Origin of the sequence: Citrobacter sp. XY323 (genome assembly GCF_025106035.1) — a bacterium.
Lineage (GTDB): Bacteria > Pseudomonadota > Gammaproteobacteria > Enterobacterales > Enterobacteriaceae > Citrobacter > Citrobacter braakii.
In genome coordinates this window covers 699,881-725,702 of record NZ_JANYUK010000001.1, presented here as the reverse complement: position 1 = coordinate 725,702, position 25,822 = coordinate 699,881, and the positions used below count along the sequence as shown (strand labels likewise).

Here is a 25,822-nt window from a genome sequence, read left to right as displayed (position 1 = left end):
CACGTTATTGCAAGCGGAAGAACCGCCTGCTGGACGCAGGAACAAACAGCAGTAGCAACACCAGCATATCCGGTAATTTTTGCATCACCAGCGTATGCAGGATTTCACGTCTGGACTCTCCCGCAATACTGAACAGTTCCGGATATCCATAGCCCAATGAGGCCGCCCACAGATAGAAGCTGGCGATAATCTGGGTCAGTAGATAGACCCAGCGTGCCCAGTTCCGACCTTTAACCAGCGAAAATGCGCAGTAAATTTCGATAAACAGCAGCACCAGGCTACCCAGAAACACCAGCGTCAAATTCCAGGTCTGGACGCTGCGATGAATAAACTCGCTGGTTCCGCGAAACCCGAGCGTATTAAAAATCATCAACAGATCGAGACAGCGGATCATGATAATAGCCAGCGCCGCCACCTGCACTAAAGTAGGGACGTTTAAACGGGCATGTGATGTGGATGATTTCTTAAAAAATCCCAACGCGTCGTCTTCCATGAAAACGGCGCAGCCACCGCAGCTGCGCCGTATAGACAGGTTGGCAGATTTTAGTTTTTTCAGCCGCGTCTTGCACGTTGGATATCGCGAATCCGTTGTTTTTCTGTTCGCGCCATCAGATACCACGCGATAAATCCGATAATTCCTACTACGCCAAGTATCAACGTCGCCAGCGCGTTGATCTCCGGATTGACCCCCATACGTACGCTGGAGAACACCAGCATGGGTAACGTTGTGGCGCCAGGACCAGAGACAAAACTGGCAATGACCAGGTCATCGAGCGACAGCGTAAAGGCCAGTAACCACCCTGAGATCACCGCCGGCATAATCATCGGCAGCGTGATGACGAAAAAAACCTTCAGCGGCGTGGCACCAAGATCCATCGCCGCTTCCTCAATGGAGTGATCCAGTTCGCGTAAACGCGAGGAAATCACTACCGCCACGTACGCTGTACAGAATGTGACGTGCGCCAGCCAGATGGTCAACATACCGCGATCCGCTGGCCAGCCGATGGCGTGCGCCAAAGCCACAAACAGCAGCAGCAGCGACAAACCGGTAATGACATCCGGCATCACCAGCGGTGCGGTGATCATAAAGGCGAAACCATTTGATCCACGAAAACGACCAAAGCGCACCATCACCACGGCGGCGATGGTACCGAGAATTGCCGCCATCGTCGCAGCACAGGCGGCAATCGTTAAGCTCATGCCGACGGCGCTTATCATCGCGCTATCGTGGAAAAGCTCACCATACCAACGCGTTGACCACCCCGCCCAGACCGTCACCAGCTTGGAGCTGTTAAACGAATAGATAACCAACATCAGCATCGGCGCGTACAGGAAGGTAAAACCCAGTACCAGGATAAAAATACGCCACGGCGAGCGAACGACCGGTAAGTTATTCATCCGTGTTCCCCCACGCTTTTTTGCTGATATTTATGAAACCACATGATCGGCACAATCAGTAACAGCAGCATAATAATGGCGACGGCAGAAGCCACCGGCCAGTCACGGTTATTGAAAAACTCCTGCCAAAGCACACGCCCAATCATGATGCTGTCCGGGCCGCCCAGCAGTTCCGGGATCACAAACTCCCCAACCGCCGGGATAAATACCAGCATTGAACCGGCAATAATCCCGCCCTTGGTCAACGGCACGATCACGCTAAAGAAGGTTTTCAACGGTCGGGCACCTAAATCCAGCGCCGCTTCCACCAGCGAGTAATCAATACGCGTCAGCGCGGTATAAATCGGCAGCACCATAAAGGGCAAATAGGCGTAAACAATACCGATATAGACCGCCAGATTGGTGTGCAGAATCGTCAACGGTTGGTCGATAACGCCCAGCCACATCAGAACGTTGTTCAGGACACCGTTATTTTTCAGGATCCCCATCCAGGCGTATACGCGAATCAAAAATGACGTCCAGGACGGCAGGATCACCAGCAGCAACAGAATATTGCGTGTCGAGGGTTTGCTGTGCGCGACCGCCCATGCCAGCGGATATCCCAACAGCAGGCAACAGACAGTCGAAATCCCCGCTACCTGCAAAGATTGCAGATACGCATCAAAATAGAGCGGATCGTCCGTCAGTTGCAGGAAATTGCCTAAATTGAGGGTGATGGATAACTGATCGTCAGCCCATGAAATGAGGTCGGTATACGGCGGAATAGCCCGCGCCATTTCAGCCAAACTGATTTTGAAGACGATCAGAAACGGCAGCAGAAACAGGAGCATCAGCCACACATACGGCAGCGCGATGACCAGCTTGCGCCCGTGCTTCATTTGCAGCCGCGACATAAACAGCGTGAAACGCCCCACGTTATCCACGCGCGCCGGAGGTTCAAGTGTACTCATCTTCGCTCCTTAAACCGTCAACACCACACAGCTGTCCGCATCCCAACATAAACGGACTTCGTCACCCCAGGTTGGTAATCCCTTGCGATAACGATGTTCATTTTGTAGCTGAGCGCTCAGCATCTGGCCACTTTTCAAGCGTACGTGGTACACCGACAAATCCCCCAGATAGGCAATGTGCACCACTTCGCCTACCGCGAAGTTATATCCCTCTGGCGGAGGGGCTTCGCAGAGCATGATTTTTTCCGGGCGCAGCGCAACATACACCGGGACGTTATCGACAACGGAAGCGTCTGCGTCCACTTTCAGCGGATGTACCAATCCTGGAGACTCAATAACCAGACCATCCTCCTGACGTTCTTTCAGCAGCCCCTCAAAGACGTTAACCGAACCGATAAATTCTGCACTGTAACGCGTAGTCGGATGCTCGTAGATCTCTTCAGGCTCGCCGATCTGGACAAATTTGCCACGGTTCATGATCGCAATGCGGCCCGCCATCGTCATGGCTTCTTCCTGATCGTGCGTCACCATCACGCAGGTCACGCCGACACGTTCAAGGATATCCACCACTTCCAGTTGCATGCGGTCACGGAGCTTTTTATCCAGCGCCCCCATCGGTTCATCCAGCAGCAGCAGCTTCGGGCGTTTCGCCAGGCTACGCGCCAACGCCACGCGCTGACGCTGACCGCCAGAAAGCTGATGCGGCTTACGTTTGGCGAACTCCTGCATATGCACGAGTCCCAGCATCTCACTCACCCGGCTGGCGATTTCAGCCTTCGGCAGCTTGTCCTGCTTGAGACCAAAGGCAATGTTCTGCTCTACCGTCATGTGCGGAAACAAGGCATAGGACTGAAACATCATATTAATCGGACGCAGATAAGGCGGAACATGCGCTAAATCGACGCCATCAAGCATAATTTGCCCGGTTGTTGGCTGTTCAAATCCCGCCAGCATCCGCAACAGGGTCGATTTACCGCAGCCGGACGCCCCGAGCAGAGCAAATATTTCGCCTTTATAGATAGTAAGATTGACGTCATCAACGGCGTGCTGACCGTCAAAGGACTTGGTCAGGTTGCGAATTTCAAGCAGCGGGGTCAGCGCCTTGCGGATTTTCGCTTGTGGGCGTGGGGTTGCATCATTCAATTAGGCGCTCTCCGGCATAAAACAAAGAAACGGTGCAAATAACGCACCACGGTGGTGCGTATTGCCGGGTTATATGTGTCCGGGATCAACACTGCCCGGCAGGCGTAAATCCTGCCGGGTCACGTCCCGTACATCGGGTTATTTCCCGCTTTTTACCTTCGTCCAGGCGCGAGTACGTACACGGTCGATCTTCGGATCCTGTACTTTCAGCGTGAACAGCTTGGCGCGAACATCTGCAGGCGGGTAAATGCCCGGGTTGTCGCGCACGTCCTGGCTGACCAGTGCTGTCGCTTCTTTGTTGGCATTGGCATAGAACACGTGGTCAGAAATATGCGCAATTACATCAGGGCGCAGCAGGTAGTTGAGGAACTGATAGGCTTCGTCTTTGTTTTTCGCATCGGCTGGCATCGCGAACACATCAAAGAAGGCCATCGCACCTTCCTTAGGAATTGAGAAGGAAATATTGACGCCATTTTTCGCTTCTTTCGCCCGGTTTGCCGCCTGCCATACATCCCCAGCCCAGCCAATCGCCACGCAGGTATCACCGTTTGCCAGGTCGTTAATGTACTGCGAGGAGTGGAAGTAGCGAATGTTCGGGCGCAGTTTCAACAGCAGATCGGTTGCCGGTCCGGTGTAATCATCCGCTTTGGTACTGTTTGGATCTTTACCCAAATAATTCAGCACGGTGGCAAACACTTCTTCGGGCGCGTCGAGGAAAGAAACGCCGCAGCTTTTGAGTTTTTCCAGATTTTCTGGCTTGAGGATCAGATCCCAGCTATTAACCGGCGCATCTGGCCCCAGTACCGCTTTCACTTTATCCACGTTATAGCCAATACCGGTTGTTGCCCACATATACGGCATCGCAAACTTGTTGTCCGGATCGTGTTTACCCACCAGCTTCAGTAGCTCAGGATCGAGGTTTTTCCAGCCAGGCAATTTGCTCTTATCCAGCGGCTGGAAGACGCCCGCGGTCAGTTGACGCTCAAGGAAACTGGCGGATGGAACGACAAGGTCAAAGCCGGTACTGCCAGCCATGAGCTTACCTTCCAGCACTTCATTGGAATCAAATACGTCATAGATAACTTTAATTCCGGTCTCTTTTTCAAAATTAGCCACCGTATCCGGGGCAATATAATCAGACCAGTTATAAATATGCAGCGTTTTTTGTTCAGCAGCGAGCGTGCCAGCAGAGATGGCCATCAGAGCACCCGCAACCAGGCCTGGTAACCATCGTTTATTTAAGGCGGTCATAATCTCTTTCCTTCTGAAAGTTCGTTAACAAACGAACAAAAATGTCACACTCAAATGATATGCAAGAAACGTGCATATTCTTTCAAGCGGCACCCATGAAAAGAGAGGCCTCTCCTCACGCCGCTATTGCGCGCTGTTATCCGCCCATGCATTCAATATGCATTGTGGCCACAGGTCAGGCCACAAGGGGCTGTTTGAATGATGACGTTGATCAGCTTCGCAAGAATAACTTTAGCCAGGATTTGTGGATATAGCCCAGATTAAAAAACGTCTTTTATCAATTTTTTATGCATGAATTGTCTATGACATACAGCGGAAGTCGCTGAATGGAGGTGAATAATTCTTTAATGAACGGTTAAATGCAGAATAAAAACAGGCAATACGCAACCGCTTTGGCAGCGGCTGCGCAATATATGTCCAGATTCAGGAAGAATTAATGGAGGAAATGAACTTCGGCGTTGCTGTTTTGCGCTTCTTCTTCAGCGTTAAATAACAGCTGATGCGCACCGGCCTCGAGGATCACCATCGATATTTGCTCTTCACTCTGGCGAACAAAATATTCGAACTGCTCAAACGTCACGCCCGGGATAACGGATAAAGACTGGCAGACCACCAGCTTTGGCAGATTATCATCCTGCATATCCAGAAAGGCTTTCACCGTCAGTGAACTGGCGTTAATCGCAGACAGATCGGCGGCCAGCGGCAGTAGTGCAGAAGGTCTGACTTCTGCCATCGCGGAAAACAGAATGACGTTATCTACCAAATCAACTTTTGCATCAAAGATGCCGTCAAAATTCTGCATGTGCGGCAAATGCAGCGCCTGACAGGTATCGCATTCAAAAAAACTCATGCCCAGGTCGTCGAGCCATTGACGCAACGTATCCAGAGTGGGAACGACCAGTGATGTCATAATAATGTGCGACCTCTATTGATGAAAAAATACCGGCACAGCTTACGCAAAAAGAGCGTGTCATACTACGATCACAATCGATATTGTGCTTAGCCGCCGATTTTAAGGCAAAATTCAGGCGTAGCGTGACGCTCAATCCACTGGATCATCTTGCCGGCAATGTCTATTCCGGTAGTTTTCTCCACCCCTTCAAGGCCAGGAGAAGCGTTGACCTCCATGACCAGCGGCCCACGTTCAGCACGCAGAATATCAACGCCAGCAACGTCCAGACCCATTGTCTGAGCGGCTTTGAGCGCAATTTCCCTTTCGCGCGGCGTGATATTCGCAAGAGTGGCAACCCCACCGCGATGGAGATTAGAACGAAAATCACCTTCTTTGGCCCGGCGCTCAATGGCGGCCACCACCTCGTCACCGACCACGAAACAGCGAATATCTCGCCCTTTCGCTTCTTTGATATATTCCTGAACCAGAATATGGGCATTCAACCCACGAAAGGCATCCACCACGCTTTCTGCGGCCTGCCGCGTTTCCGCCAGTACCACGCCGATCCCCTGCGTACCTTCAACCAGTTTCACCACCAGCGGCGCGCCGCCAACCATGTCAATCATGTCGCTGGTATCGTCCGGAGAGTGAGCAATCCCGGTGATGGGTAAATCGATTCCCTGACGCGCCAGCAACTGCAGCGAACGCAGCTTATCGCGCGCACGCGTAATCGCTACCGACTCATTCAGCGGATAGCTACCCAGCATCTCAAACTGGCGCAACGCCGCGGTACCATAAAAGGTAATCGCTGAACCAATCCTTGGGATCACTGCATCGAAATGAGGAAGCTGGCGGCCCTTGTAATGAATAGAGGACGCCGCCGGGCTGATGTTCATATAGCAAGAAAGGGGATCGATAATTTCAACCAGGTGACCACGCTGCATCGCCGCTTCACGCAGGCGCTTACAAGAATAGAGCGTTCCGTCCCGGGACAAAATGGCAATTTTCACCCTGCACCTCTCTGAATGACCTGGTAAAAGCTGGCATATCATACACTGCGTTAAAATCTTTAGCGCGTAGCCCACCCCTGTTTATGCAAATATTCCAGGATAAAGGGACCACTTTCTTTAATGATGGTGCGGCGAAGAGTGATGTTGTCGGATTTCTTGACCACGCACAGGAGATGATCCGCTATCACGCCCCCCTGAGGGCGTGGCGAATAACAACACTATCGGGTTGGTATCACACGTCGAGTTACTCAAAACGGTTAACTGGGAGGGCGTGATACAAGCGAAACGCTGTGTGGGGCTGATGCCCCGCTTCCAGATAATCCCGCCTTTCCTGCTTATCCTGGTGTGTTGTATCGATATCGTTTCATTCTGCAACAGTTCATTTTCCAATCATTCAGTTTCGAGTAATAAAGTAACGTCAGGATGTGTGATCTAAAACAACATTTCATTTTTCACAGATCACTAGAATACCCCGCAAGTGGTACGACCAATTTACATTTTGTTACACGGACTCAAAAAATAAATGAAGAGCAACTCTAAATTAATTGCCCTGGTAATTTCTGCATTAATTACCGCAAGTAGAACACAGAGATATTATTTCTGATATGGCATTGGCTGATATTAACACTGTGCTTTTACCAAAGAAGTTCTTAGCAAAAAATTAATTTCGCATCAGACAGCAGCGTGATTGAATATAGTGCAAGCATCGTAACCAAAACGCTTGTTTATGATGCTGGTGATTTTAATAATGTGATTTCATTTTACGAAAAGCAGCAACCCCGTAATACCCGAAATAATTATAGCAATTAAAGCCTCTGGATTTGGGGCCGACCAAACTCACATTTAATTTATCAAAAAGGATATTTGTATGAAAGCTGTAAAAACTCTGGTTGCTTTTACTATTCTGGCTTCTTTTGGTGTTAACGCTAACGGGTATATTATCCCGCATCAACCAGGAACGCCAGAATATGACTTGATGGCGAATGGCGTGATGGTTAATGGTGAATATCAGATCAACGGTGTAGCTGTTCCAGGTGTGAAAGTGGTGGACATCGGTCAGATGGGTTATGACCTCGAACAGGTTATAATCGATATGGAAAAACAGAAAGTAACTAACCAAGTCATTCTTGATGATGTTGGTTACGTGCAAAACATCGCTGAAACCGCGAACACCAACGCGACGGAAGCGCTGCGTAAGGTTGAAGATTACAAAGGTATTATTGATCTCAACACCAGTGATATCACCCAAATTAAACATCATCTGGATACTATGACTTCGGTCGATGTCTCCGGTAAAGCTGAACAATCTGATTTGACTGCTGTTTCTGATCGCGTTACCTCCACCGAAGTTAGCCTTACCAATATCAACACGGAAATGAACAACAAAGCAGATAAAGCTGATCTGGATGCGAAAGCGGATAAAAACACCGTTCAGGACGTAGCGGATACGGTAGGCGGTTTACAGAAGACTATGCTGGAAAAAGCTGATAAAGAAACCGTACAGAATCTTTCTGTAGCTGTTAGCGGCAAAGCGGATAAAAGTGACGTGGACGAAGCGCACAGCAAAGCAGACCAGATCAACCAGATTTTGCACGGTGCAACATCCACGATGGGTACGGATTCAACGGGTGATATCGGTCTGATCGCAAAGGTTGATAAGAACACAACCGATGTTCAAAACGTGAAAACTGATATTCAGGTAGTTTCTACCCAGGTTTCGAGCATTGTTGATTCTGTAAACCAGGCAACAACCCAGGCAGCAGAAGCAAAATCACAGGTTGATATTGCTACGGTTAAAGCCGATGTTGCCCAGACCACCGCTAACACCGCTTACAACATGGCAGACACCACACAACGCCAGGTTGCAGGGTTCGACGGTCGTATTACTGGTGTTGAACAGGAAGTTAATGGGCTAAACAAGTCGTTCTCTGACCTGAAGGCTAAAGTTGACCGTAACGAGAAGAAAGCAAATGCGGGGATCGCAAGCGTTGCGGCGCTGGCTGGCCTCCCTACTGTTGCGGGTTCTAAATTCTCTTTAGGTGCGGCAACTGGTGGTTATAGCGGTGAACAAGCAATTGCGGTTGGTGTTAACTATAATGTTTCCAACCGTGTAGCGGTTAAAGCAGGTGTTTCCACCACGAGCGCTACACAGGTTGCGTACTCCACAGGGATCGCTGTGGGCTTTTAAATAAAGGATGGTGGAATCTCCCTTAATAAAAGAGAATCTTTATGAACTATCAAAAAAAATATGATGCTCTTATCGAAAAAAGTAAGACAAGGATATAAAACAGCCTATAGATAATCCTTTTCGACAAAGTTACACAATCCGAATGAGAGGAAAGAAAATTCGGTCTTCGATTCCAAGATTCAGCTAAATTTTTAGTGATGAAAGCATTAGCTGGTCGAAATGGTGAAATATCATTTTATGAAATTGAATTGTGTAATGACTCTTTCACGCTGGAGAGAAGTTCGATTACTTTAGAAGATATTAGTTTACGGAATTTCCCAGCTGATAATCTGGAACATGATGTTACCTGTATTAGATGATTGATACAGGTATTTAGAAGGGGCGGCGAAAGCACCGCCCAACAGCAAGGGGTTAGCGGATAGCAAAACCTTGTTTGTGCAAGTAGTCCAGAATGAACGGTCGGTTCTCTTTGATGATGGTTCGACGGATATGATCAGTCCACGTATCGCGGCGGTTGTTTGTCGCGCGTGTCATGTAGTAGTGAGCTAATTCTTCATCGTATTCTTGTAAAAGCGCTTTGTTTACAGTCTGATAGTTATTCTCATGCACAACTAAACCAGCGGGAAGACGAGGTTTTGTAATTTTTTCATATTGAGGAATTGATTTGTCCGGCCAGCCGAGGCACAGCCCAAACAGCGGCAGAACATGTTGCGGAAGCTTCAGCAGTTCAGTGACCGGCTCAATGTTATTTCGCAGACCGCCAATAAACACGCCGCCAAGCCCCAAAGACTCTGCCGCCGTCAGCGCATTTTGCGCCATCATCGCGGTATCAACAACGCCCAGTAGCAGCTGTTCCGCCAGCCCGAGTTGCGCGTCAGGGCAAATCTGCAAATGGCGATTAAAGTCAGCGCAAAACACCCAGAACTCGGCGGCCTGCGCCACATGTTTTTGTCCGCCGGATAAAGTAGCCAGTGATTCGCGCAGAGCGTTATCCGTTATGCGAACGATGGATGTGCATTGTAAAAAACTGGAGCTTGAGGTCCCCTGAGCGGCGGCAATAATCGCCTCCCGCTGCGCATCCGAAATGGCATCATCGGTGAAATGGCGAATGGAACGGTGGCTACGAAGTAAATCAATGGTTGGCGTCATCTCTTTTTTCTCTGTCTGAACGTGAAGAATCACCGGGGGTTCGTGACATCAGCTGCGGCGCAACCAGTTGAGCAATACGCCACGTTAATACCACTGCGGCGGGAAGCATCAGCAGCACCCCCAGAAATATCATCACCACGCAGGCTAACGGACTGCCAAGCGGTGCGGGTAAAGTGAGGTAATCGTTAAGCGATAGCAGCGCCAGCGATAACAAAACCATCCCGATTATTTCCAGCATCAATACGCTTTTGGGTAATGCACCAATTGTGCGCATAAGCGGCCTCCCGGCGAAATGGCTTTCATTATAAAACGTTCCGGCTTGTCGTGTTTAACAGTTATAGCTTGAGGATATCAAAGCAACAGGCTGAACCTGCTTTTCATCCGTCACAAATCGCGGCATCATAACAAGTATTGCCATCCGGCCTGATAAGTTCGAGGAGAGAGAGATGTTTGCCGTTATTTTTGGTCGCCCAGGGTGCCCGTATTGCGTGCGCGCAAAAGAATTAGCAGAAAAATTAAGCAATGAGCATGACGATTTTAACTTCCGCTACATTGATATCCATGCCGAAGGTATTACGAAAGCCGATCTGGAAAAGACGGTAGGTAAACCAGTTGAAACCGTTCCGCAGATTTTTGTTGATCAAAAACACATCGGCGGCTGCACGGATTTTGAAGCGTGGGCAAAAGAGAACATGAATCTGTTCGCCTGATAGCCGTTTCTACGCCCTCCGCTGGAGGGCGTCTTCAGTTCTTTTTCCGTCGATGATGCTGATTGAACAAGTTGCTGATAAACAAAAAACACAATGCGCCAAGCGCGCACCAAAACACCGCACTAAACAACCACGCCAGCTCTTGCCACAATGAACGCGTCGGCATAAAAACGAACCGCATCAGTAACAGACAGCACGGCGCCGCCAACATGGCACCAAGAAGGGGTTTGAGCACCTCCCGACGATGGGAGAAAAAGCTTGCTGCAGCACCAGGCAGGATAAAAAACAACAATCCGACCTCAGGATGCCCTGCCGCTCTGAATGCCCCTTTAACGTTCAGCGTTAATGAAAGACACACCACAATAAAGAGCACAAAGCAGCAGACCGCACCCGCCCAACTTTGCTTATGTTTCAATTGTTCCTCCTGACACATTCTCTATCGAACACTCTTTTCGCCCGCAGGCGTCCAGTCAGATAAAGTAACCAGGCATTCCATGCCAAAAACACACTCACACGATTCTTATAGCCGTTGATACGTAATGAGATTAAACTAACCGCATATATTGTTATGCTGCATTATTCGGGGCTGTGTACGAAGCTGTCGCCCCTTAATTTCTGGCAAAAACATTAGCGTAAATTGCCATTTCTTTCAATAGCTTACTAGTAAACAAGAAGTTAGTCTCCGTGAATATAAACGTCGCAGATTTGTTAAATGGGAATTACATCCTGTTATTATTTGTGGTCCTGGCACTGGGCCTGTGTCTGGGTAAGTTACGTCTGGGTTCAGTCCAACTCGGTAATTCCATTGGCGTTTTAGTGGTGTCCCTATTATTAGGTCAACAGCACTTTAGTATTAACACCGATGCATTAAATCTCGGCTTTATGCTGTTTATTTTTTGTGTCGGTGTCGAAGCCGGTCCCAACTTTTTTTCGATTTTTTTTCGCGATGGGAAAAATTATCTAATGCTTGCTCTGGTGATGGTCGGCAGCGCCATGCTGATCGCCCTGGGGCTGGGTAAGCTATTTGGCTGGGACATCGGCCTGACGGCAGGTATGCTGGCCGGCTCGATGACCTCAACGCCGGTGCTGGTCGGCGCGGGTGACACCTTGCGCCATTCCGGAATGTCGGGGACATCGCTTTCAACCGCCCTCGATAACCTGAGCCTCGGTTATGCGCTCACCTATTTGATTGGTTTGGTCAGTCTGATTGTTGGCGCGCGCTACCTGCCGAAACTTCAGCATCAGGATCTGCAAACCAGCGCCCAACAAATCGCACGTGAACGAGGTCTGGACACTGATGCCAACCGTAAGGTTTATCTGCCGGTAATTCGTGCCTATCGCGTTGGCCCGGAACTGGTGGCATGGGCCGATGGCAAAAATCTGCGCGAGCTGGGTATCTATCGCCAGACCGGTTGTTACATTGAACGCATCCGTCGCAACGGCATTCTGGCCAATCCGGATGGCGACGCGGTACTGCAAATGGGCGATGAGATAGCCCTCGTGGGTTATCCAGATGCGCATGCCCGCCTCGATCCCAGCTTCCGTAATGGTAAAGAGGTGTTCGATCGCGATCTCCTCGATATGCGCATCGTTACTGAGGAGATTGTGGTGAAAAATCACAATGCCGTTGGCCGCCGTCTGGCCCAGTTGAAGCTGACCGATCACGGCTGTTTCCTCAACCGCGTGATCCGTAGCCAGATTGAAATGCCTATCGATGACAACGTCGTGCTTAATAAAGGCGACGTGCTGCAGGTCAGTGGAGATGCTCGCCGCGTCAAAACCATTGCCGATCGTATCGGCTTCATTTCCATTCACAGTCAGGTGACCGATCTGCTGGCCTTCTGCGCCTTCTTTATCATCGGTCTGATGATCGGGATGATCACCTTCCAGTTCAGTAATTTCAGCTTCGGCATCGGGAATGCGGCTGGACTGCTATTCGCCGGGATCATGTTGGGCTTCCTGCGTGCCAACCATCCAACGTTTGGCTATATCCCACAGGGGGCGCTGAACATGGTCAAAGAGTTTGGCCTGATGGTATTTATGGCAGGCGTCGGTTTAAGCGCGGGCAGCGGCATTGGCAATGGCCTTGGTGCCGTGGGTGGTCAAATGCTGATTGCCGGTCTGGTTGTCAGCCTGGTGCCGGTTGTCATCTGTTTCTTATTCGGTGCTTACGTATTGCGCATGAACCGCGCCCTGCTTTTTGGCGCCATGATGGGCGCGCGTACCTGCGCTCCGGCAATGGAAATCATCAGCGATACAGCACGCAGCAACATCCCCGCATTAGGCTATGCCGGGACCTACGCAATTGCCAACGTACTGCTGACATTAGCGGGGACACTCATCGTCATTGTCTGGCCTGGGCTTGGTTAGCGCTGAAATTTACTCTTAAACGAAAATTTTTTGCAGGTAAGCAGAACTTTTCTTCAAGACGTCAGTCATAACTATTGCCACTGCTTTTCTTTGATGTCCCCAATTTGTGGAGCCCATCAACCCCGCCGTTTTGGTTCAAGGTTGATGGGTTTTTTGTTGCCTGAAATTCATCCCCCTTCCAATCAACCACTTAGATAACTTCTTCTACATGTGTGGCGACAAAGTGGCGACAGCGCTTTTGTTATGGCACATCAGACGTAAAAAACCCGCCAGCGGCGGGTCAGTATTAGTAAGCAAATTGTTCCTGCATACCTTTTGGATGAGGCGGTGCTGCGCTGATTTTTTGCGGTCGGCATACTGAGTGCACAAAAGTTTCATGCGTCACGAAAGTATGCCCGCATTCGATGTTAGTGCACTGGTTGTAGCGTTCTTTGGTTTCATTGGAAACCTGAAAGCTACTGCGGGTATGTGCAGACTGACCGCACATAGGACAATTCATCATAATCAGCCCTCATTATTAACCAGTTCGCAATAATGATACATCATTGTTCGCAATTTGCGAACTAATCATTCTATTGCGAACTCATCAATCTTTACTTCAAGCTCCATGCTGGTCGTAAATCCATTATCCGGGCTGACAGAATGCGTCAGGGTGGTAATAGTCCATTCAGCATCATCAATCGGCTGCTTAAACCCCGTCACCTTCACCGGCATTTCCGTATAGAGATCAGCCTGCCCCTCAGCGAGCTGCAGGGAAAATGAAGCAACCCCGCGCTGCAGGCGTTCCCACTGCATTTTTGCTGCGCGCTCTGCATTACTCCGGTTGGCGTAGGTACGATTAAGAACCAGCACGTTTTCATCCGTTCCCACCAGATAATCGCCCTGTTTTGCTTCCGGCTCTTTGGGTGTGGTGGTTTTCTTTCGACGACGCTTAACACTGGTTGTCTCTTTTTTCCTGGGTTCACGCGTATGCAACCAGCTGGCAATAACACCGGTATAGGCACCACGATCAGCAAGGGTGAACCGATGACCGTCACCGGCTTTGCGCGTGATGGCGATAACCGACTGCGCTAACGTGTGCATAACGGCTTCCTGTTCATCAGCCGGATGGAGGGCCACAAAGGCGGCCTTGCGTTCTGCCAGCAATGCCTCAAAGTCCGGCACATCCACAATCTGCGGAGGCGGTAGTCGGGAAAGATCAATGACTGGCATTGTCTGCTCCTGTTGATACGGAAAGGGAAACTGGCGCGCCGTTATTGCTTTGTCCGGTAAGCTCAACCACCATAGAGCCGTCAAAATTGCCGTTGATGGTGATGGAGTCCAGCGTAAGGCCGGCTCCCAACGGTTCAGCGCCACATAGACCGCAGACATAATCTGCAGGCGCAGCGCCGGGTTCTGCGGTTGGTCAATCAGGGCAGACAGCAGGGAGCCATATTCCCTGCGGGCAAGACGGCTGCCCTGCGGCGTCAGCAGAATATCCCGCACCGACTGGCGCAGATGGTCTGTATCTGCAATGGCCTGCCCGTCATTCCTGCTCATACCGATATACAACGTCATACCAGACCTCCCGTGTTAGCGCCGCCTTTCAGAACACCAGTATGCTCATGGTCATCAACTACGATCCCGTTAGAACTCATTGCGCTACCGCCCTGAGTGACACCACCATTGATCACCATCTCGCTGTTAATGCGCGTGGTATCAGCCTCCACCACAAACTCACCGGTTTTGAGGGTGATATTTTCTGCCGCTTAGATCACCATGGATTTGATACCCCGGCCATGCCATCGTCCGGTGGCGGGTTCATACTCAAACCAGCCCCCGTCCGGGTACTCCGTCACGCAGCCGTCCACGGAATCCAACGGCGGCGGAAACTGATTGGAGTAAATAGCGGGCAGCACAAATGCGGTTTCCAGATTGCCGCCCATGCTCAGCACCACCACCCGCTCATCCGGCGACGGACACCACCATATACGGGCACCGTTGGCGCGCAGCGTCAGCCAGTTAATCCAGTTGGTTTCAAGCTCGCCCACCTTCACCCGACACAGCCACTTTTCCCGGTCCACTTCGATCACAGTGCCGGTGCGGATCAGGTTGGTGATAAGGCGCATTATTTCAGTAAGTTGTGCGTTCATTGATATATGATGACAGCTGAAAACTTGTTTATAACTTCTTGCAAATTGTGGTATCGATGGTACAAATTGATTAAAGGATAAAAAACAACCAACAGGTAGATGAATGAGTGTTATGAATCCAATAAGTTCTAATATTTTTAATGCTGAATTTTTAAACTCCCCAGCAGCAGCACTTGCCGCATGGATTTCCATTGTTGGAGCTGCTATAACTTTGGTGACGATAGTTATAAGAGCACTATTCAAATATAGAAAATCTCATGATGTAATTTTGAAAAAATCAGGAATACCTGCGTTTATTTTAAATTTTTTCCTTATACGAATATCATTAAAAAGGCTACCTACTATCACATGGGCTGAAAAATCAATCGCGGTTCTCTTTTCACTTCTTTTTTTGTATGCGATTTATATTTTTGGTCCAGTTTTCATCCAAACCATTAGAACCCCACCAAATAGCACACTGCTTTATTGGATAAAGTCCGGTGAATCATTTTACATGTCAAAAAAACTGGCGACTTCGGCTACAATATTAACTACTCCTGACTGGGAAATATCAAAGGATGATTGCGAAAAGTCATCCCCTGCTAGTTCAGAGAAGTACAAATCATTAACGATCGAACATAAAGAAATTCTTTGTAAAATACTAACCACTGATGAAGGGAATGTTTACATTGATAAAGCAGTCAAGAAGTTCGTTAAAGACAAATTCTTTATCTATTCCTTTGCCCCAATGACTATATTTATTCTATTATGGCTTTCTTTAGGTTTTATGTTGACCATTCATTATTCTAAAAAAGTCAGGAAATATATTCTAACTGAACAAAAAAGTGCAATTCATTGGGCAAATGGTGAATTCAAGACAGAAGGAATCTATGCTATATATCAAGAGTTAGAAAGTAAGACTCACAGGCGGCGCTCAGCATAGCGCACCTCCGGTTCCTTCCTGCTTACACGATCACGCAGGCCGTAGTGGTGAACACGGGCAATGCGCTGCACCTTGCCCTCAAACTGCACGCTGGCAGAGTCGGCACTGGCTACAATATTCAGGTATTTCGCCGTGCGTAGCTTCGCAAACATCTGGCTTTTGATACGCCCCTTCTTATTGCAGACTGTTACCCGGCGCGGCTCAAAGCCGCTGTCCCGCACCCGCTGCTGAGTCAGCAGGCATTCAGCCGGTTCGTGCAGGACTATCTGGTGTTTGGTAACGCCTATCTGGAGAAACGCACCAACCGGCTCGGTGGTATTTTGTCACAAGTGCCATCGCAGGCGGAATATACACGCTGCGGCGTGGATCTGGATACCTACTGGTTTGTGCAATACAGCATGACAACACAGCCGTATGAGTTCACAAAAGGCAGCATCTTTAATCTAATGGAACCGGATTTAAACCAGGATATTTACGGCCTGCCGGAATATCTTTTCGCCATCCCTTCCGCCCTGCTCAACGAGTCCACCACGCTATTCCGCCGCAAGTATTACATCAAGGCAGTCATGCAGGTTTTATCATGTACATGACCGACGCGGCGCAGAACCAGGAGGACGTGAACAATATCCGCCAGGCCATGAAAAGAGCCAAAGGACCGGGTAACTTTCGCAACTTGTTTATGTATTCGCCCAATGGGAAGAAAGACGGTATTCAGATCATCTCGCTGTCAGAAGTGGCTGCTAAGGATGAGTTTCTGAACATCAAGAACGTCAGCCGTGATGACATGATGGCGGCGCATCGTGTACCGCCGCAAATGATGGGAATAATGCCGAGTAATGTTGGAGGTTTTGGGGATGTGGAGAAAGCGGCGAATGTATTTGTGCGCAATGAATTATTACCAATTCAAAGACGTATTTGCGAAATAAATGAATGGTTAGGCGAAAAAATTTTGAACTTTTAAGCTTATCAATTACAACTTTTATAAAAAGCAGTACATGCCGCTATATGTGCAGCCTTATCTCCATACTAATCAGCCAGAAAAAATCTAAACATGAGGGAAGTTTAACCTTTTCATTTCTTCGCACATACCATCAATGCCCGGGAATAATGTAGAAGCAGTCACCCCCATCAACGAAAGATCATTCATTGCTTTATAATAATCGGAAACTGGTATGTCAATTGTCTTTAGAAATTCAAAATCTGATTTAACCCCATGTTCATAAATAAAACCTTCGATATCATAAACGTTCGTATATGTTGTTAGTGCTTGCTGGGGCAAGGCTCGCGCATTGTTAATAGGAAGGAATTCACCAACAGATACATGGAGCCTACAATCAGTAATATTTTTATACTGGGCATAGCTAAATCTCCACTTCACAATATCAAAAACAAATATCCTTACCATTCTCTCTGAATTACCACTACTTACAACGCCAGCTTCGATGTTTTTAAATGCAAAAAAAGCCGCAACAAAAGGTGAATATGACCAATCTAATAGTGGTGTGGGGTAACCATGATGCTGAAGCAAGCTGTAAAATGCACCATTCTCCATTTCATTCTTCAAATCAAATAAATGAGATGTTAACCCAATAGATCTTCCATAAAGCAATGGTATGTCTTTCAGTACATATTTAATAACATCAAATCTTTTATTTCTATGGAATGATGTACGTAATGGCCAAATATCCGCCTGTCCACGAAAAACTACTTGACGGTAGTCAACACCAGATGAGTACACTTTAAATTCATCCCACGACATACGAGTAGCATTTAGTTTAGAGTCGCACGCGGAGATCTTATTCTCCAAGTTAGCCTCAATATCATTACCGATATTAGACTTCACTTTAATATTAAGCGATTGGTCAACAAAGCTCAACTCAATGATTAGTTCTTCTGGAAAACGATAGTCAGGATATAGTTTATTATATCCATAAAGAAAATGGTCCTTATCTTCTTCAGCTAGAAATGTCATTGGGTTAATAGGGTAAAGCTGAGTCTGGTTAATTGTTTGTGTTTGAAGATCCTTATTAATTAAGATCCAACATACCAATCCTGGAGTTCCATTCAAATTATCATTTAAATATAAAGCACCACAAAGAAGACCTTTCTCTTCTTCAATATTTAGAATCGCAAACCCATTATTTGTACCAGTATAATTCCCGCACCATTGCCCTATCATTTTCATCCTCCAATGATTTCAACTTCGGATATCATTGCATTAGCTTCATATACTTACAAGAGTCAGCGCGCGCTCGTATCCCCGCCACGCCTACCCGTTTTGTGTAGTGGTTTTCATGCAGGTGCTGACGTGCCGGAAAGCGCGCCAGCTCTGGCGACCACGACCCATTGTGATCCTTTTTGGATCATGCGAATATATGCACCATAGGCATGCACTGCGTTATCAAGTCGCCGTATGCTGTATGGGAGGGAGATTCCAACGGTGAAAAATCACTAATGCGTGCTTTCATCTTGCCTTACTCCGTACTCATTTAGCCTGGTAACCAGATCACTCGTCAACTCCGACAGCCAGGAGATCGCCACCTCCTAGTCGTCATCGCTACAATCTGAGCTGGCGACCAGAAGGGTCATAAGTTCTATCCGCTGCTGTGCAAGTGACTCCATGAACAAATCGTTCACAACTCCCTCCCAATATCACTGTTTATATATACAGCACATCATGTGTATTTAAAGCTGAAATAGTTTTTTAACCAGCTAACCCTTTGATTAATAGATAGCCTCATTCCAGCCCTCTTAGTACCACTGCCGCCATTTATCATCTTCCTGCAGGCGCTAATTTCGGTAGAACAAACGCAGCCCAGCCCCGGACGGGATACTGCCACCACGCAGAAGCAGATCCACCTCGGTATCACTCGCATCAAATCCCCTAGACCTCAACTCAGAATCAAGCTGCTGGCGCTGATGATTGCTAATCTGCTGTTTGTACCCCTTCCGCCGCTTCGGTTTTATAGGGTGTTCATCCTGTACCTGCTCATTAAAAATTATTCATGGAATCATTGAGTCCTCTAGAGCGTGATCAATGTCACATAATATTGGTTGGTAAATAATTACTGCTCACAATCCATAGAGACTGAGAAATGAACTTCAAAAAATTAATGATGATCGGCTTTACCGTGGCAGTTTTAGCAAGCTGTACTACTGGTGAAAAAATCCACAACGTTCAGGTTGGCATGACAAAACAACAAGTAATTGATTTGCTTGGAACCCCTGATGGTGATGCAGTTAAAGGTAACAGCGAACAAATCCAGTACAGCAACCGGTTAACATCTGGTTGGGGATGGGATAAGGGTGATTACTACGTTACCTTTGAAAACGGGAAAGTCGTCTCTTATGGAAGCGGCGAAATCCGTGGTGCAGGCGCTCCCGTCAAAGGTGTTGTGGTATTTTAATACGCGCACTCTTATGACATTAGTTAGTTAAACGTTAGTCGAGACAAAGTGGCGGCAGCGGTTGGCAATGCCCCGTAGTCGTCACATCTCACCACTAAACTAACTTATTGATTATTATGCAACTCGCTGTTTTAATTAACCCATTTACATAAATGGTTTTTTGTTGCCTGAATTTTGCGATCGCTGACTCCCTCCCCCGAAACTCTCTCACATTTGCAGCATGCTGGTTATGACACATACTTTTAGTCAGAGCTAAATGGTAATGGGGGGTGCTATGTTACTCGCAGGCAAAGTCGCGGTAATCTTCGGAGGCAGCGGCGCCATAGGCAGTGCAGTTGCGCATGCCATGGCGCGTGAAGGCGCCCATGTGTATCTGGGCGCGCGCAGTCAGGAAAAGCTGGATTGGGCGGCCAGTAGCATTCGAACCGCGGGCGGTGCAGTCGAAACCTTTGTCGCCGATGTACTCGACGAATACGGCACCTCAAAACAAGTTACTCACCTTGCGCAGCAAACCGGTGGAATAGATGTGGTGGTTAACGCAACCGGCTTTATGCATGAACAGGGCAAACGCATCGAGGCGTTATCCCTTTCTGAGTTTATGAGCGGTATCACCCCTTTCCTCTCGGCGCAGTTCAATATCGCAAAAGCCGTAACACCACACATGGGCGGCAATCGTGCGGGCGTCATTCTCACCGTTGTTGCGCCCGCGGCCCCGATGGCGATGCCTGGCCATCTGGGACACATCGTCGGCTGTGCGGGAACAGAGGCCTTTATTAAAGCGCTTGCCAGCGAACTGGGGCCGGCGAATGTTCGGGTCGTCGGCGTGCGCTCGCATGCGATTGTGGATGCCGTTCAGGCCGGTTCCTATACCGGGGAGATTTTTACCGCTAAAGCGCAGTCAATGGGTATAACCGTCGCACAATGGTTAGGTGGTGCGGCGCAAAGTACCATGCTTGGGCGCCTGCCTACGCTTGCACAAATCGCTGAGGTAATGACCTTTCTGGCTTCAGACCATGCCGGAGCAATCACCGCAACGGTGGTGAATATTACCGGCGGCGCTACGCACAGCTGACCGTCGCGGGCAACCCCGCAATACGCTCCACCATCAGCAAGATATCTTCTCGCCGCAGCGGTTTTTTGTCCGTGACAAAATGCAGCGTCATCCCTTCAATAAACGCATCCAGCGCCCGCGCCGTAACCGGAGCAAACCACTGCTCCAGCGTTTGTTGGCTGCGTAACATCCAGTTTTGCATCACCGTTTTTAGTGCCGGTTTACGGCTGGCGAAGGCATACAGCTGATACATGAGTTCCATGTTATCGGGTGTCGTGACCTGGGAGCTGTAAATCATATCGGTAATCGCATGGCAAGCCTGCGACGCATCCGCAACGTCGGCAAAAAAAGCCTGATACTGCAGCATCATCCTGTCAGTAAAACGGTCAAACGCCTCCATTAAAAGCTCATCAATTCCCGAAAAGTAATAGGTCATAGAACCCAAGGGCACCTGAGCAATTGTCGCAATCTTCCGATGTGTAACCGCATGAATACCATGGGCTATTACCGCATCCAGAGTCGCCTGAACTATTTTTTCCCGCCGCTGCGGATCGTTCGCACGTCGCACTGCATTACCTCTTCTTGCATTTGTGTACAAATGTACACAACCTTGCTAAGGTTGTCTTCTTTCCTCTTTTCTTCGGCTCGAATTCATGACTGGCATCTCATCACGCAAAGCCTTAAGACGTCGCACCTGGGCACTGTTCACGTTCTTCTTTTTACCAGGATTATTAATGGCTTCCTGGGCAACGCGTACCCCTGCCATCAGAGATATCCTCTCCATCTCAACCGCCGAAATGGGCGCGGTGCTGTTTGGACTTTCAATTGGTTCGATGAGTGGCATTCTTTGTTCGGCCTGGCTGGTGAAACGATTTGGCACGCGTAAAGTGATCCGCACCACCATGTCTTGCGCAGTCCTCGGAATGGCAATCCTCAGCGTGGCGCTCTGGCTGCATTCCGCATGGCTTTTCGCATTTGGTCTGGGCGTGTTCGGCGCCAGCTTTGGCGCAGCAGAAGTTGCCATCAACGTCGAAGGTGCGGCTGTTGAGCGCGAAATGAATAAAACCGTACTGCCGATGATGCACGGTTTTTACAGCCTGGGAACGCTGGCGGGTGCCGGAGTCGGGATGATGCTTACCGCCTTCAGCGTACCGGCGACCGTGCATATCTTGCTGGCGGCGATGGTGGCTATCACCCCTATCTTCATCGCCATCAAAGCTATTCCTGACGGCACGGGTAAAAATGCCGCTGACGGGTCTCACTCTGGCGAAAAAGGACTGCCTTTTTATCGCGATATTCAGCTATTGCTGATTGGCGTCGTGGTGCTTGCAATGGCATTTGCTGAAGGTTCCGCCAACGACTGGCTTCCGCTGCTGATGGTGGACGGACATGGATTTAGCCCAACATCAGGCTCGCTGATTTATGCCGGATTTACGCTGGGCATGACCGTTGGACGATTTACTGGCGGCTGGTTCATCGACCGCTACAGCCGCGTCGCGGTAGTACGCGCCAGTGCGCTTATGGGTGCTCTTGGGATTAGCCTGATTATTTTTGTCGACAGCACTTGGGTGGCGGGTGTTTCCGTTATTCTGTGGGGACTCGGCGCATCACTGGGATTCCCACTGACCATTTCGGCTGCCAGCGACACCGGCCCCGATGCGCCAACCCGCGTCAGCGTTGTCGCCACTACCGGCTATCTGGCATTCCTGGTTGGACCACCGCTGCTGGGCTACCTGGGTGAACACTACGGCCTGCGTAGCGCTATGCTGGTGGTGCTGGCGCTGGTGCTTGTCGCCGCCATCGTCGCGAAAGCGGTGGCAAAACCGGATCTCAAAAACACCACTGTGATGGAGAACAGCTAATGCGTATCAAACTGATTGCAGTCGACATGGACGGCACATTTTTAAGCGACCAAAAAACCTATAATCGTGAGCGCTTTATGGCGCAATACCGCCAGATGAAAGAACAAGGGATCCGCTTTGTGGTCGCCAGCGGTAACCAGTATTACCAGCTCATCTCCTTTTTCCCTGAACTGGCCAGTGAAATCTCATTTGTCGCCGAAAACGGCGGATGGGTGGTCAGTGAAGGGGAAGATGTCTTTAACGGTGAGCTGGCAAAAGACGATTTCCAGGCCATCATGGAACATCTGCTGACCCGTACGGACATCGACATTATCGCCTGCGGTAAAAATAGCGCCTATACCCTGAAGCGGTACAGCGATGAGCATAAGACTGTCTCCGCCATGTATTATCATCGTCTTGAATTTGTGGATAATTTTGACAACCTCAACGACATTTTCTTCAAGTTCGGGCTAAATATTTCAGACGATCGTATCCCCCAGGTGCAGGCTGACCTCCATGAGGCGATTGGCGACATTATGGTGCCGGTACATACCGGCTACGGCAGTATCGATTTAATTATACCCGGTGTGCATAAGGCAAACGGTCTGCGTCTGCTGCAACAACGCTGGAATATTACCGACGATGAGGTTGTTGTGTTTGGCGATGGCGGCAATGATATTGAGATGCTGCGTCAGGCAGGATTTAGTTTTGCAATGGCGAACGCCCATGAGCCGGTTATCCAGGCGGCAAAATATCGCGCGGGGTCGAACAACGAAGAGGGCGTGCTGGATATTATCGACCGCGTGTTAAAGAATGAAGCACCGTTTACGCAATAACGCCTCAGCACAGACGGCAACAAAATGATGGCATGATCTATTCATAATCCGCCTCAAATTAACCCGCTGGATTATTACCTCCAGTGAATATTCAGACGAGCGGATTATGAAGAAAAGTGTACTGATAGCGACATTGTTGCTGGGTTTTGCGGGGACAACATTTGCGCAAAGCGTTACCGTTGATGTACCAAGCGGTTATAAGGTGGTGGTAGTGCCCTCTTCCGTCAGCGTTCCGCAGGCGGTCAGCGTCACCACCGCGCCACAAACGGTGTATGTTGCTCCGACGCCTGCCCCGGCCCCTGTCTATCGCGCACATCCTTATGCGCGACATGTTGCAAGCGTCGGTGAAGGAATGATCATCGAACACCAGATTGACGATCACCACTAAGTTTTTGCCTGGCCCGGGCAACCGGGCTTTAACCTTCCCGTGAATCCCCTACCCGTTTATCTTTCAGGAAGATAACCATCAGAATCACCCACAGTACGCCGCTTGCCAGATTGAACAGGCTGAACAAGCCGTTTCCTCCGAGCAGATAAGCGTGTTTACTCAGCTCAATACCGACGGTAAAAATCAGCATCTGCAACATACCCATGGCGGCAGAAACCGTGCCCTTACTCATTTCACTGGCAAACAGCGTCAGACGTACCAGTCCCGCATTCGCCACGCCAATACCAAACGCATAGATGCTTAAACCCGCCGTCATCCATAGATAAGCATGGGATGACACCACCGTGGCCGCAGCGGCAATCACCAGCCCGACGGCGATTGGCCAGCCGCCCATGATAATCAGCGAACGTACGGTTTTTCGCGAGGTCAGGCGCGCCAGTACCAGGTTACCGGCAATCAACGCGCCAAAAATCGGTACCTGCAACAGGCCATATTCGTAACTGCTGAGATGTTCACCGCTGATGATAATAATCGGGGACTGCGCAATCCACGCCAGTAACGGCAGGCTGACAAAACCCAATGCCAGCGCGCCTGCAACGAAGCGCACGTTCCTCAGCACCAGCTTATAATCTTTGCCCAGCTCTTTAATCGACAGCTTTTCACCAAGCCGGGTTGCCGTTTCCGGCATTGCGCGTTGCAGACCAAAAAAAGAGATGGCGGCCAGGGCGGCAAACAGGATAAACATCCCTTCCCACGGCAGAACATGTACCCAGGCTGCACCGACCAACGGCCCCAGCAGGGGCGCAATCAACGCTACGTTTGCCATCAGCGCGGTAATTTTTATGCACACCGCTTCTTCAAAGGATTCCTGAATTGCGGCGTAACCCACCGCGCCAATAAAGCACAGGCTTATCCCTTGTAAAAAACGCAGGAAGGTAAATTGCTCAATATTCTGCGCAAGCAGGGTTGCAAGGCAGGTCACAATGAACCAGAGCACGCCGGTTAACATCACCGGGCGACGTCCAATTCGATCCGACAGCGGTCCTAATAACCACTGCAAAAACATGCCGCCAGCCAGATAGGCGGTCATGGATGTGGGCACCCAATCTAATCCGGCATTATATTGCTCCACCACCGCCAACATTCCGGGCTGGATCATATCGTTGCCGATATAAGTAGAGAATTCGTAAAGCACCAGACAGAGAGGGAAAAGTAATGCCTGACGCCCCAAACGGGCGCCTGAAGATAAACGGTTCTGCATGCAGTCTCTTAACTATAGGAAAATCGCGCAAAGTGTAATAAATGCGCCGTACTGGTGATAGTGAATTATGTGATTTGCAAGCAAATTGCGCACATTTTTACACTCAATTGCTCAGGAACATTTTGCGTTAAGGTTAATTTAAGTTGAGGCCGCTATCATGTTCAATAAGTCTCATTAATTGTCTGAAAAATAGTCATTTAACAGACAAATAAGACAAGACCGCTTTTTATCCCGTGAAAGCAATTTTATGCTCTCCCCTCATGGGCCTTTTTAACGATTACACTGAGTCTGGACGTTATGCTGGAAAATCTGAACAACTCACTTTTTTATCTCATCAATGCCACGCCGGACTCTGCGCAATGGATGATATCGCTTGCCATTTTTATTGCCAAAGACCTGATTAACATCGTACCGCTGTTAGCCGTTGTGCTTTGGCTTTGGGGGCCGCGGGCCCAGGTTACTCTCCAGCGCCAGTTAGTTATAAAAATGGCGATTGCGCTGATCGTCGGTCTGACGATTTCATGGCTGATGGGGCATCTGTTTCCTCACGATCGTCCGTTTGTTAACCACATCGGTTACAACTTCCTGCATCATGCGGCGGATGACTCTTTCCCGAGCGATCACGGTACGGTTATCTTTACCTTTGCACTGGCTTTCCTGTTCTGGCATCGCCTGTGGACGGGCGCTCTGCTGATGGTCGTTGCTGTGGCGATTGCCTGGTCGCGGGTCTACCTTGGCGTACACTGGCCGCTGGATATGCTGGGAGGATTACTCGCCGGACTGATTGGCTGCCTGAGCGCCCAGATGATCTGGCAGCGGTTTGGTACGCCCCTGTACCTCGGCTTACAAAATTGCTATCGCGCCTGCTTCGCTCTGCCCATCCGTAAAGGCTGGGTGCGTGACTAACCCACGGTAAAAAGAGT

Annotated in this window: 24 protein-coding genes and 6 pseudogenes; 11 read left to right on the top strand and 19 right to left on the bottom strand. The window is 49.3% G+C overall.

All coding sequences use genetic code 11. The annotated features are described in order from the left end of the window. Nucleotides 1-4: 4 nt before the first annotated feature. The 8 genes and pseudogenes from N0B36_RS03420 to N0B36_RS03385 all read right to left on the bottom strand — a co-directional run. The gene (locus N0B36_RS03420) at nt 5-493 is read right to left on the bottom strand and encodes a YbjO family protein (protein WP_047501197.1); all 489 of its coding nucleotides are present in this window, start codon (nt 491-493) and stop codon (nt 5-7) included. 59 nt (nt 494-552) lie between these two features. Next, complete coding sequence (gene potI, locus N0B36_RS03415; RefSeq protein ID WP_016152417.1) at nt 553-1,398, bottom strand: putrescine ABC transporter permease PotI; 846 nt, start codon at nt 1,396-1,398, stop codon at nt 553-555. Further along, nucleotides 1,395-2,348 carry a putrescine ABC transporter permease PotH gene (gene potH, locus N0B36_RS03410; protein ID WP_016152416.1) on the bottom strand — a complete coding sequence of 318 codons (954 nt, stop codon included), beginning with the start codon at nt 2,346-2,348 and terminating at the stop codon, nt 1,395-1,397. The genes potI and potH overlap by 4 nt, the downstream gene beginning before the upstream one ends. A gap of 9 nt (nt 2,349-2,357) precedes the next feature. Continuing rightward, entirely contained in the window at nt 2,358-3,491 is a 1,134-nt protein-coding gene (gene potG / locus N0B36_RS03405; RefSeq protein ID WP_016152415.1) for a putrescine ABC transporter ATP-binding subunit PotG, read from the bottom strand. Nucleotides 3,492-3,629: 138 nt separating this feature from the next. After that, nucleotides 3,630-4,742, bottom strand: a complete 1,113-nt coding sequence (gene potF / locus N0B36_RS03400) for a spermidine/putrescine ABC transporter substrate-binding protein PotF (RefSeq protein ID WP_016152414.1) — start codon at nt 4,740-4,742, stop codon at nt 3,630-3,632. Between the two features lie 433 nt (nt 4,743-5,175). Then, nucleotides 5,176-5,652, bottom strand: a complete 477-nt coding sequence (locus N0B36_RS03395) for a YbjN domain-containing protein (RefSeq protein WP_029139469.1) — start codon at nt 5,650-5,652, stop codon at nt 5,176-5,178. Between the two features lie 89 nt (nt 5,653-5,741). Next, nucleotides 5,742-6,644, bottom strand: coding sequence for a 30S ribosomal protein S6--L-glutamate ligase (gene rimK, locus N0B36_RS03390; protein WP_047501202.1), 903 nt, complete (start codon nt 6,642-6,644; stop codon nt 5,742-5,744). Nucleotides 6,645-6,703: 59 nt separating this feature from the next. Further along, nucleotides 6,704-6,781, bottom strand: a pseudogene (locus N0B36_RS03385) (oxygen-insensitive NADPH nitroreductase); the annotation flags it as partial. Between the two features lie 731 nt (nt 6,782-7,512). Between N0B36_RS03385 and N0B36_RS03380 the strand changes: the two are divergent. Next, on the top strand, nt 7,513-8,832 hold the full coding sequence (locus tag N0B36_RS03380; protein WP_259686066.1) for a YadA C-terminal domain-containing protein: 1,320 nt from the start codon (nt 7,513-7,515) through the stop codon (nt 8,830-8,832). 411 nt (nt 8,833-9,243) lie between these two features. Here N0B36_RS03380 and nfsA read toward each other — a convergent pair whose 3' ends face one another. Together nfsA and N0B36_RS03370 are read right to left on the bottom strand one after the other, a co-directional pair. Further along, nucleotides 9,244-9,981, bottom strand: coding sequence for an oxygen-insensitive NADPH nitroreductase (gene nfsA / locus N0B36_RS03375; protein WP_141875027.1), 738 nt, complete (start codon nt 9,979-9,981; stop codon nt 9,244-9,246). Then, a complete protein-coding gene (locus tag N0B36_RS03370; RefSeq protein ID WP_016152409.1) occupies nt 9,965-10,255 on the bottom strand; it encodes a YbjC family protein in 291 nt (96 codons plus the stop codon). Before N0B36_RS03370 ends, nfsA begins: the two co-directional genes overlap by 17 nt. A 172-nt stretch (nt 10,256-10,427) precedes the next feature. On the opposite strand from N0B36_RS03370, the gene N0B36_RS03365 reads away from it, so the two are divergent. Beyond that, on the top strand, nt 10,428-10,691 hold the full coding sequence (locus N0B36_RS03365) for a GrxA family glutaredoxin (RefSeq protein WP_016152408.1): 264 nt from the start codon (nt 10,428-10,430) through the stop codon (nt 10,689-10,691). 34 nt (nt 10,692-10,725) lie between these two features. Here N0B36_RS03365 and N0B36_RS03360 read toward each other — a convergent pair whose 3' ends face one another. Beyond that, on the bottom strand, nt 10,726-11,106 hold the full coding sequence (locus tag N0B36_RS03360; protein WP_016152407.1) for an inner membrane protein YbjM: 381 nt from the start codon (nt 11,104-11,106) through the stop codon (nt 10,726-10,728). A 269-nt stretch (nt 11,107-11,375) separates the two neighbouring features. On the opposite strand from N0B36_RS03360, the gene N0B36_RS03355 reads away from it, so the two are divergent. Beyond that, nucleotides 11,376-13,061, top strand: coding sequence for an aspartate:alanine antiporter (locus N0B36_RS03355; RefSeq protein WP_016152406.1), 1,686 nt, complete (start codon nt 11,376-11,378; stop codon nt 13,059-13,061). 286 nt (nt 13,062-13,347) lie between these two features. Here the strand turns inward: N0B36_RS03355 and N0B36_RS03350 are convergent, their stop codons facing one another. The 4 genes and pseudogenes from N0B36_RS03350 to N0B36_RS03335 all read right to left on the bottom strand — a co-directional run bounded on the left by N0B36_RS03350 (nt 13,348) and on the right by N0B36_RS03335 (nt 15,193). After that, nucleotides 13,348-13,563, bottom strand: coding sequence for an ogr/Delta-like zinc finger family protein (locus N0B36_RS03350; protein WP_259686065.1), 216 nt, complete (start codon nt 13,561-13,563; stop codon nt 13,348-13,350). A gap of 65 nt (nt 13,564-13,628) precedes the next feature. Beyond that, nucleotides 13,629-14,123: pseudogene (locus tag N0B36_RS03345) on the bottom strand (contractile injection system protein, VgrG/Pvc8 family); the annotation flags it as partial. A gap of 136 nt (nt 14,124-14,259) precedes the next feature. Continuing rightward, nucleotides 14,260-14,618 (bottom strand): annotated as a pseudogene (locus N0B36_RS03340) (GPW/gp25 family protein). After that, nucleotides 14,615-15,193: pseudogene (locus N0B36_RS03335) on the bottom strand (phage baseplate assembly protein V). Before N0B36_RS03335 ends, N0B36_RS03340 begins: the two co-directional pseudogenes overlap by 4 nt. A gap of 103 nt (nt 15,194-15,296) precedes the next feature. On the opposite strand from N0B36_RS03335, the gene N0B36_RS03330 reads away from it, so the two are divergent. Further along, on the top strand, nt 15,297-16,115 hold the full coding sequence (locus tag N0B36_RS03330; RefSeq protein WP_259686064.1) for a DUF6216 family protein: 819 nt from the start codon (nt 15,297-15,299) through the stop codon (nt 16,113-16,115). Here the strand turns inward: N0B36_RS03330 and N0B36_RS03325 are convergent. Then, a pseudogene (locus tag N0B36_RS03325) lies at nt 16,097-16,327 on the bottom strand (phage virion morphogenesis protein); the annotation flags it as partial. The gene N0B36_RS03330 and the pseudogene N0B36_RS03325 sit on opposite strands and share 19 nt — an antisense overlap. On the opposite strand from N0B36_RS03325, the pseudogene N0B36_RS03320 reads away from it, so the two are divergent. After that, nucleotides 16,328-17,076 (top strand): annotated as a pseudogene (locus N0B36_RS03320) (phage portal protein); the annotation flags it as partial. Nucleotides 17,077-17,160: 84 nt separating this feature from the next. Here N0B36_RS03320 and N0B36_RS03315 read toward each other — a convergent pair. Beyond that, nucleotides 17,161-18,294, bottom strand: coding sequence for an FRG domain-containing protein (locus tag N0B36_RS03315; protein ID WP_259686063.1), 1,134 nt, complete (start codon nt 18,292-18,294; stop codon nt 17,161-17,163). Nucleotides 18,295-19,210: 916 nt separating this feature from the next. Here N0B36_RS03315 and bamE point away from each other — a divergent pair. Together bamE and N0B36_RS03305 are read left to right on the top strand one after the other, a co-directional pair. Then, entirely contained in the window at nt 19,211-19,522 is a 312-nt protein-coding gene (bamE, locus tag N0B36_RS03310) for an outer membrane protein assembly factor BamE (RefSeq protein ID WP_052951303.1), read from the top strand. Between the two features lie 274 nt (nt 19,523-19,796). Next, nucleotides 19,797-20,594 carry an SDR family NAD(P)-dependent oxidoreductase gene (locus tag N0B36_RS03305; RefSeq protein ID WP_216403604.1) on the top strand — a complete coding sequence of 266 codons (798 nt, stop codon included), beginning with the start codon at nt 19,797-19,799 and terminating at the stop codon, nt 20,592-20,594. On the opposite strand, the gene N0B36_RS03300 is transcribed toward N0B36_RS03305, so the two are convergent. Continuing rightward, nucleotides 20,581-21,141, bottom strand: coding sequence for a TetR/AcrR family transcriptional regulator (locus N0B36_RS03300; protein WP_029139468.1), 561 nt, complete (start codon nt 21,139-21,141; stop codon nt 20,581-20,583). The genes N0B36_RS03305 and N0B36_RS03300 overlap by 14 nt on opposite strands. A gap of 85 nt (nt 21,142-21,226) precedes the next feature. Between N0B36_RS03300 and N0B36_RS03295 the strand changes: the two genes are divergently transcribed. From N0B36_RS03295 to N0B36_RS03285, 3 genes are all read left to right on the top strand, one after another. Beyond that, nucleotides 21,227-22,435, top strand: coding sequence for an MFS transporter (locus N0B36_RS03295; RefSeq protein ID WP_259686062.1), 1,209 nt, complete (start codon nt 21,227-21,229; stop codon nt 22,433-22,435). Next, on the top strand, nt 22,435-23,250 hold the full coding sequence (locus tag N0B36_RS03290; protein WP_049282702.1) for a Cof-type HAD-IIB family hydrolase: 816 nt from the start codon (nt 22,435-22,437) through the stop codon (nt 23,248-23,250). The genes N0B36_RS03295 and N0B36_RS03290 overlap by 1 nt, the downstream gene beginning before the upstream one ends. Nucleotides 23,251-23,356: 106 nt before the next feature. Next, nucleotides 23,357-23,638: a hypothetical protein gene (locus N0B36_RS03285; protein ID WP_047415290.1), complete on the top strand. Its 282-nt coding sequence runs from the start codon at nt 23,357-23,359 to the stop codon at nt 23,636-23,638. Between the two features lie 28 nt (nt 23,639-23,666). Here the strand turns inward: N0B36_RS03285 and N0B36_RS03280 are convergent, their stop codons facing one another. Continuing rightward, complete coding sequence (locus N0B36_RS03280) at nt 23,667-24,899, bottom strand: MFS transporter (RefSeq protein ID WP_047501216.1); 1,233 nt, start codon at nt 24,897-24,899, stop codon at nt 23,667-23,669. A 297-nt stretch (nt 24,900-25,196) separates the two neighbouring features. On the opposite strand from N0B36_RS03280, the gene ybjG reads away from it, so the two are divergent. Continuing rightward, nucleotides 25,197-25,805, top strand: a complete 609-nt coding sequence (gene ybjG, locus N0B36_RS03275) for an undecaprenyl-diphosphate phosphatase (protein WP_181545950.1) — start codon at nt 25,197-25,199, stop codon at nt 25,803-25,805. Nucleotides 25,806-25,822 lie beyond the last annotated feature (17 nt).

Coding starts and splice junctions, on each gene's coding strand:
- N0B36_RS03315 (WP_259686063.1), bottom strand. CDS start 18,294: ATGATAGGGCAATGGTGCGGGAATTATACTGGTACAAATAATGGGTTT.
- N0B36_RS03280 (WP_047501216.1), bottom strand. CDS start 24,899: ATGCAGAACCGTTTATCTTCAGGCGCCCGTTTGGGGCGTCAGGCATTA.
- potF (WP_016152414.1), bottom strand. CDS start 4,742: ATGACCGCCTTAAATAAACGATGGTTACCAGGCCTGGTTGCGGGTGCT.
- N0B36_RS03305 (WP_216403604.1), top strand. CDS start 19,797: ATGTTACTCGCAGGCAAAGTCGCGGTAATCTTCGGAGGCAGCGGCGCC.
- potI (WP_016152417.1), bottom strand. CDS start 1,398: ATGAATAACTTACCGGTCGTTCGCTCGCCGTGGCGTATTTTTATCCTG.
- N0B36_RS03370 (WP_016152409.1), bottom strand. CDS start 10,255: ATGCGCACAATTGGTGCATTACCCAAAAGCGTATTGATGCTGGAAATA.
- N0B36_RS03365 (WP_016152408.1), top strand. CDS start 10,428: ATGTTTGCCGTTATTTTTGGTCGCCCAGGGTGCCCGTATTGCGTGCGC.
- N0B36_RS03295 (WP_259686062.1), top strand. CDS start 21,227: ATGACTGGCATCTCATCACGCAAAGCCTTAAGACGTCGCACCTGGGCA.
- N0B36_RS03285 (WP_047415290.1), top strand. CDS start 23,357: ATGAAGAAAAGTGTACTGATAGCGACATTGTTGCTGGGTTTTGCGGGG.
- potH (WP_016152416.1), bottom strand. CDS start 2,348: ATGAGTACACTTGAACCTCCGGCGCGCGTGGATAACGTGGGGCGTTTC.
- N0B36_RS03290 (WP_049282702.1), top strand. CDS start 22,435: ATGCGTATCAAACTGATTGCAGTCGACATGGACGGCACATTTTTAAGC.
- ybjG (WP_181545950.1), top strand. CDS start 25,197: ATGCTGGAAAATCTGAACAACTCACTTTTTTATCTCATCAATGCCACG.
- N0B36_RS03380 (WP_259686066.1), top strand. CDS start 7,513: ATGAAAGCTGTAAAAACTCTGGTTGCTTTTACTATTCTGGCTTCTTTT.
- N0B36_RS03350 (WP_259686065.1), bottom strand. CDS start 13,563: ATGATGAATTGTCCTATGTGCGGTCAGTCTGCACATACCCGCAGTAGC.
- N0B36_RS03330 (WP_259686064.1), top strand. CDS start 15,297: ATGAGTGTTATGAATCCAATAAGTTCTAATATTTTTAATGCTGAATTT.
- N0B36_RS03420 (WP_047501197.1), bottom strand. CDS start 493: ATGGAAGACGACGCGTTGGGATTTTTTAAGAAATCATCCACATCACAT.
- nfsA (WP_141875027.1), bottom strand. CDS start 9,981: ATGACGCCAACCATTGATTTACTTCGTAGCCACCGTTCCATTCGCCAT.
- bamE (WP_052951303.1), top strand. CDS start 19,211: ATGAACTTCAAAAAATTAATGATGATCGGCTTTACCGTGGCAGTTTTA.
- N0B36_RS03395 (WP_029139469.1), bottom strand. CDS start 5,652: ATGACATCACTGGTCGTTCCCACTCTGGATACGTTGCGTCAATGGCTC.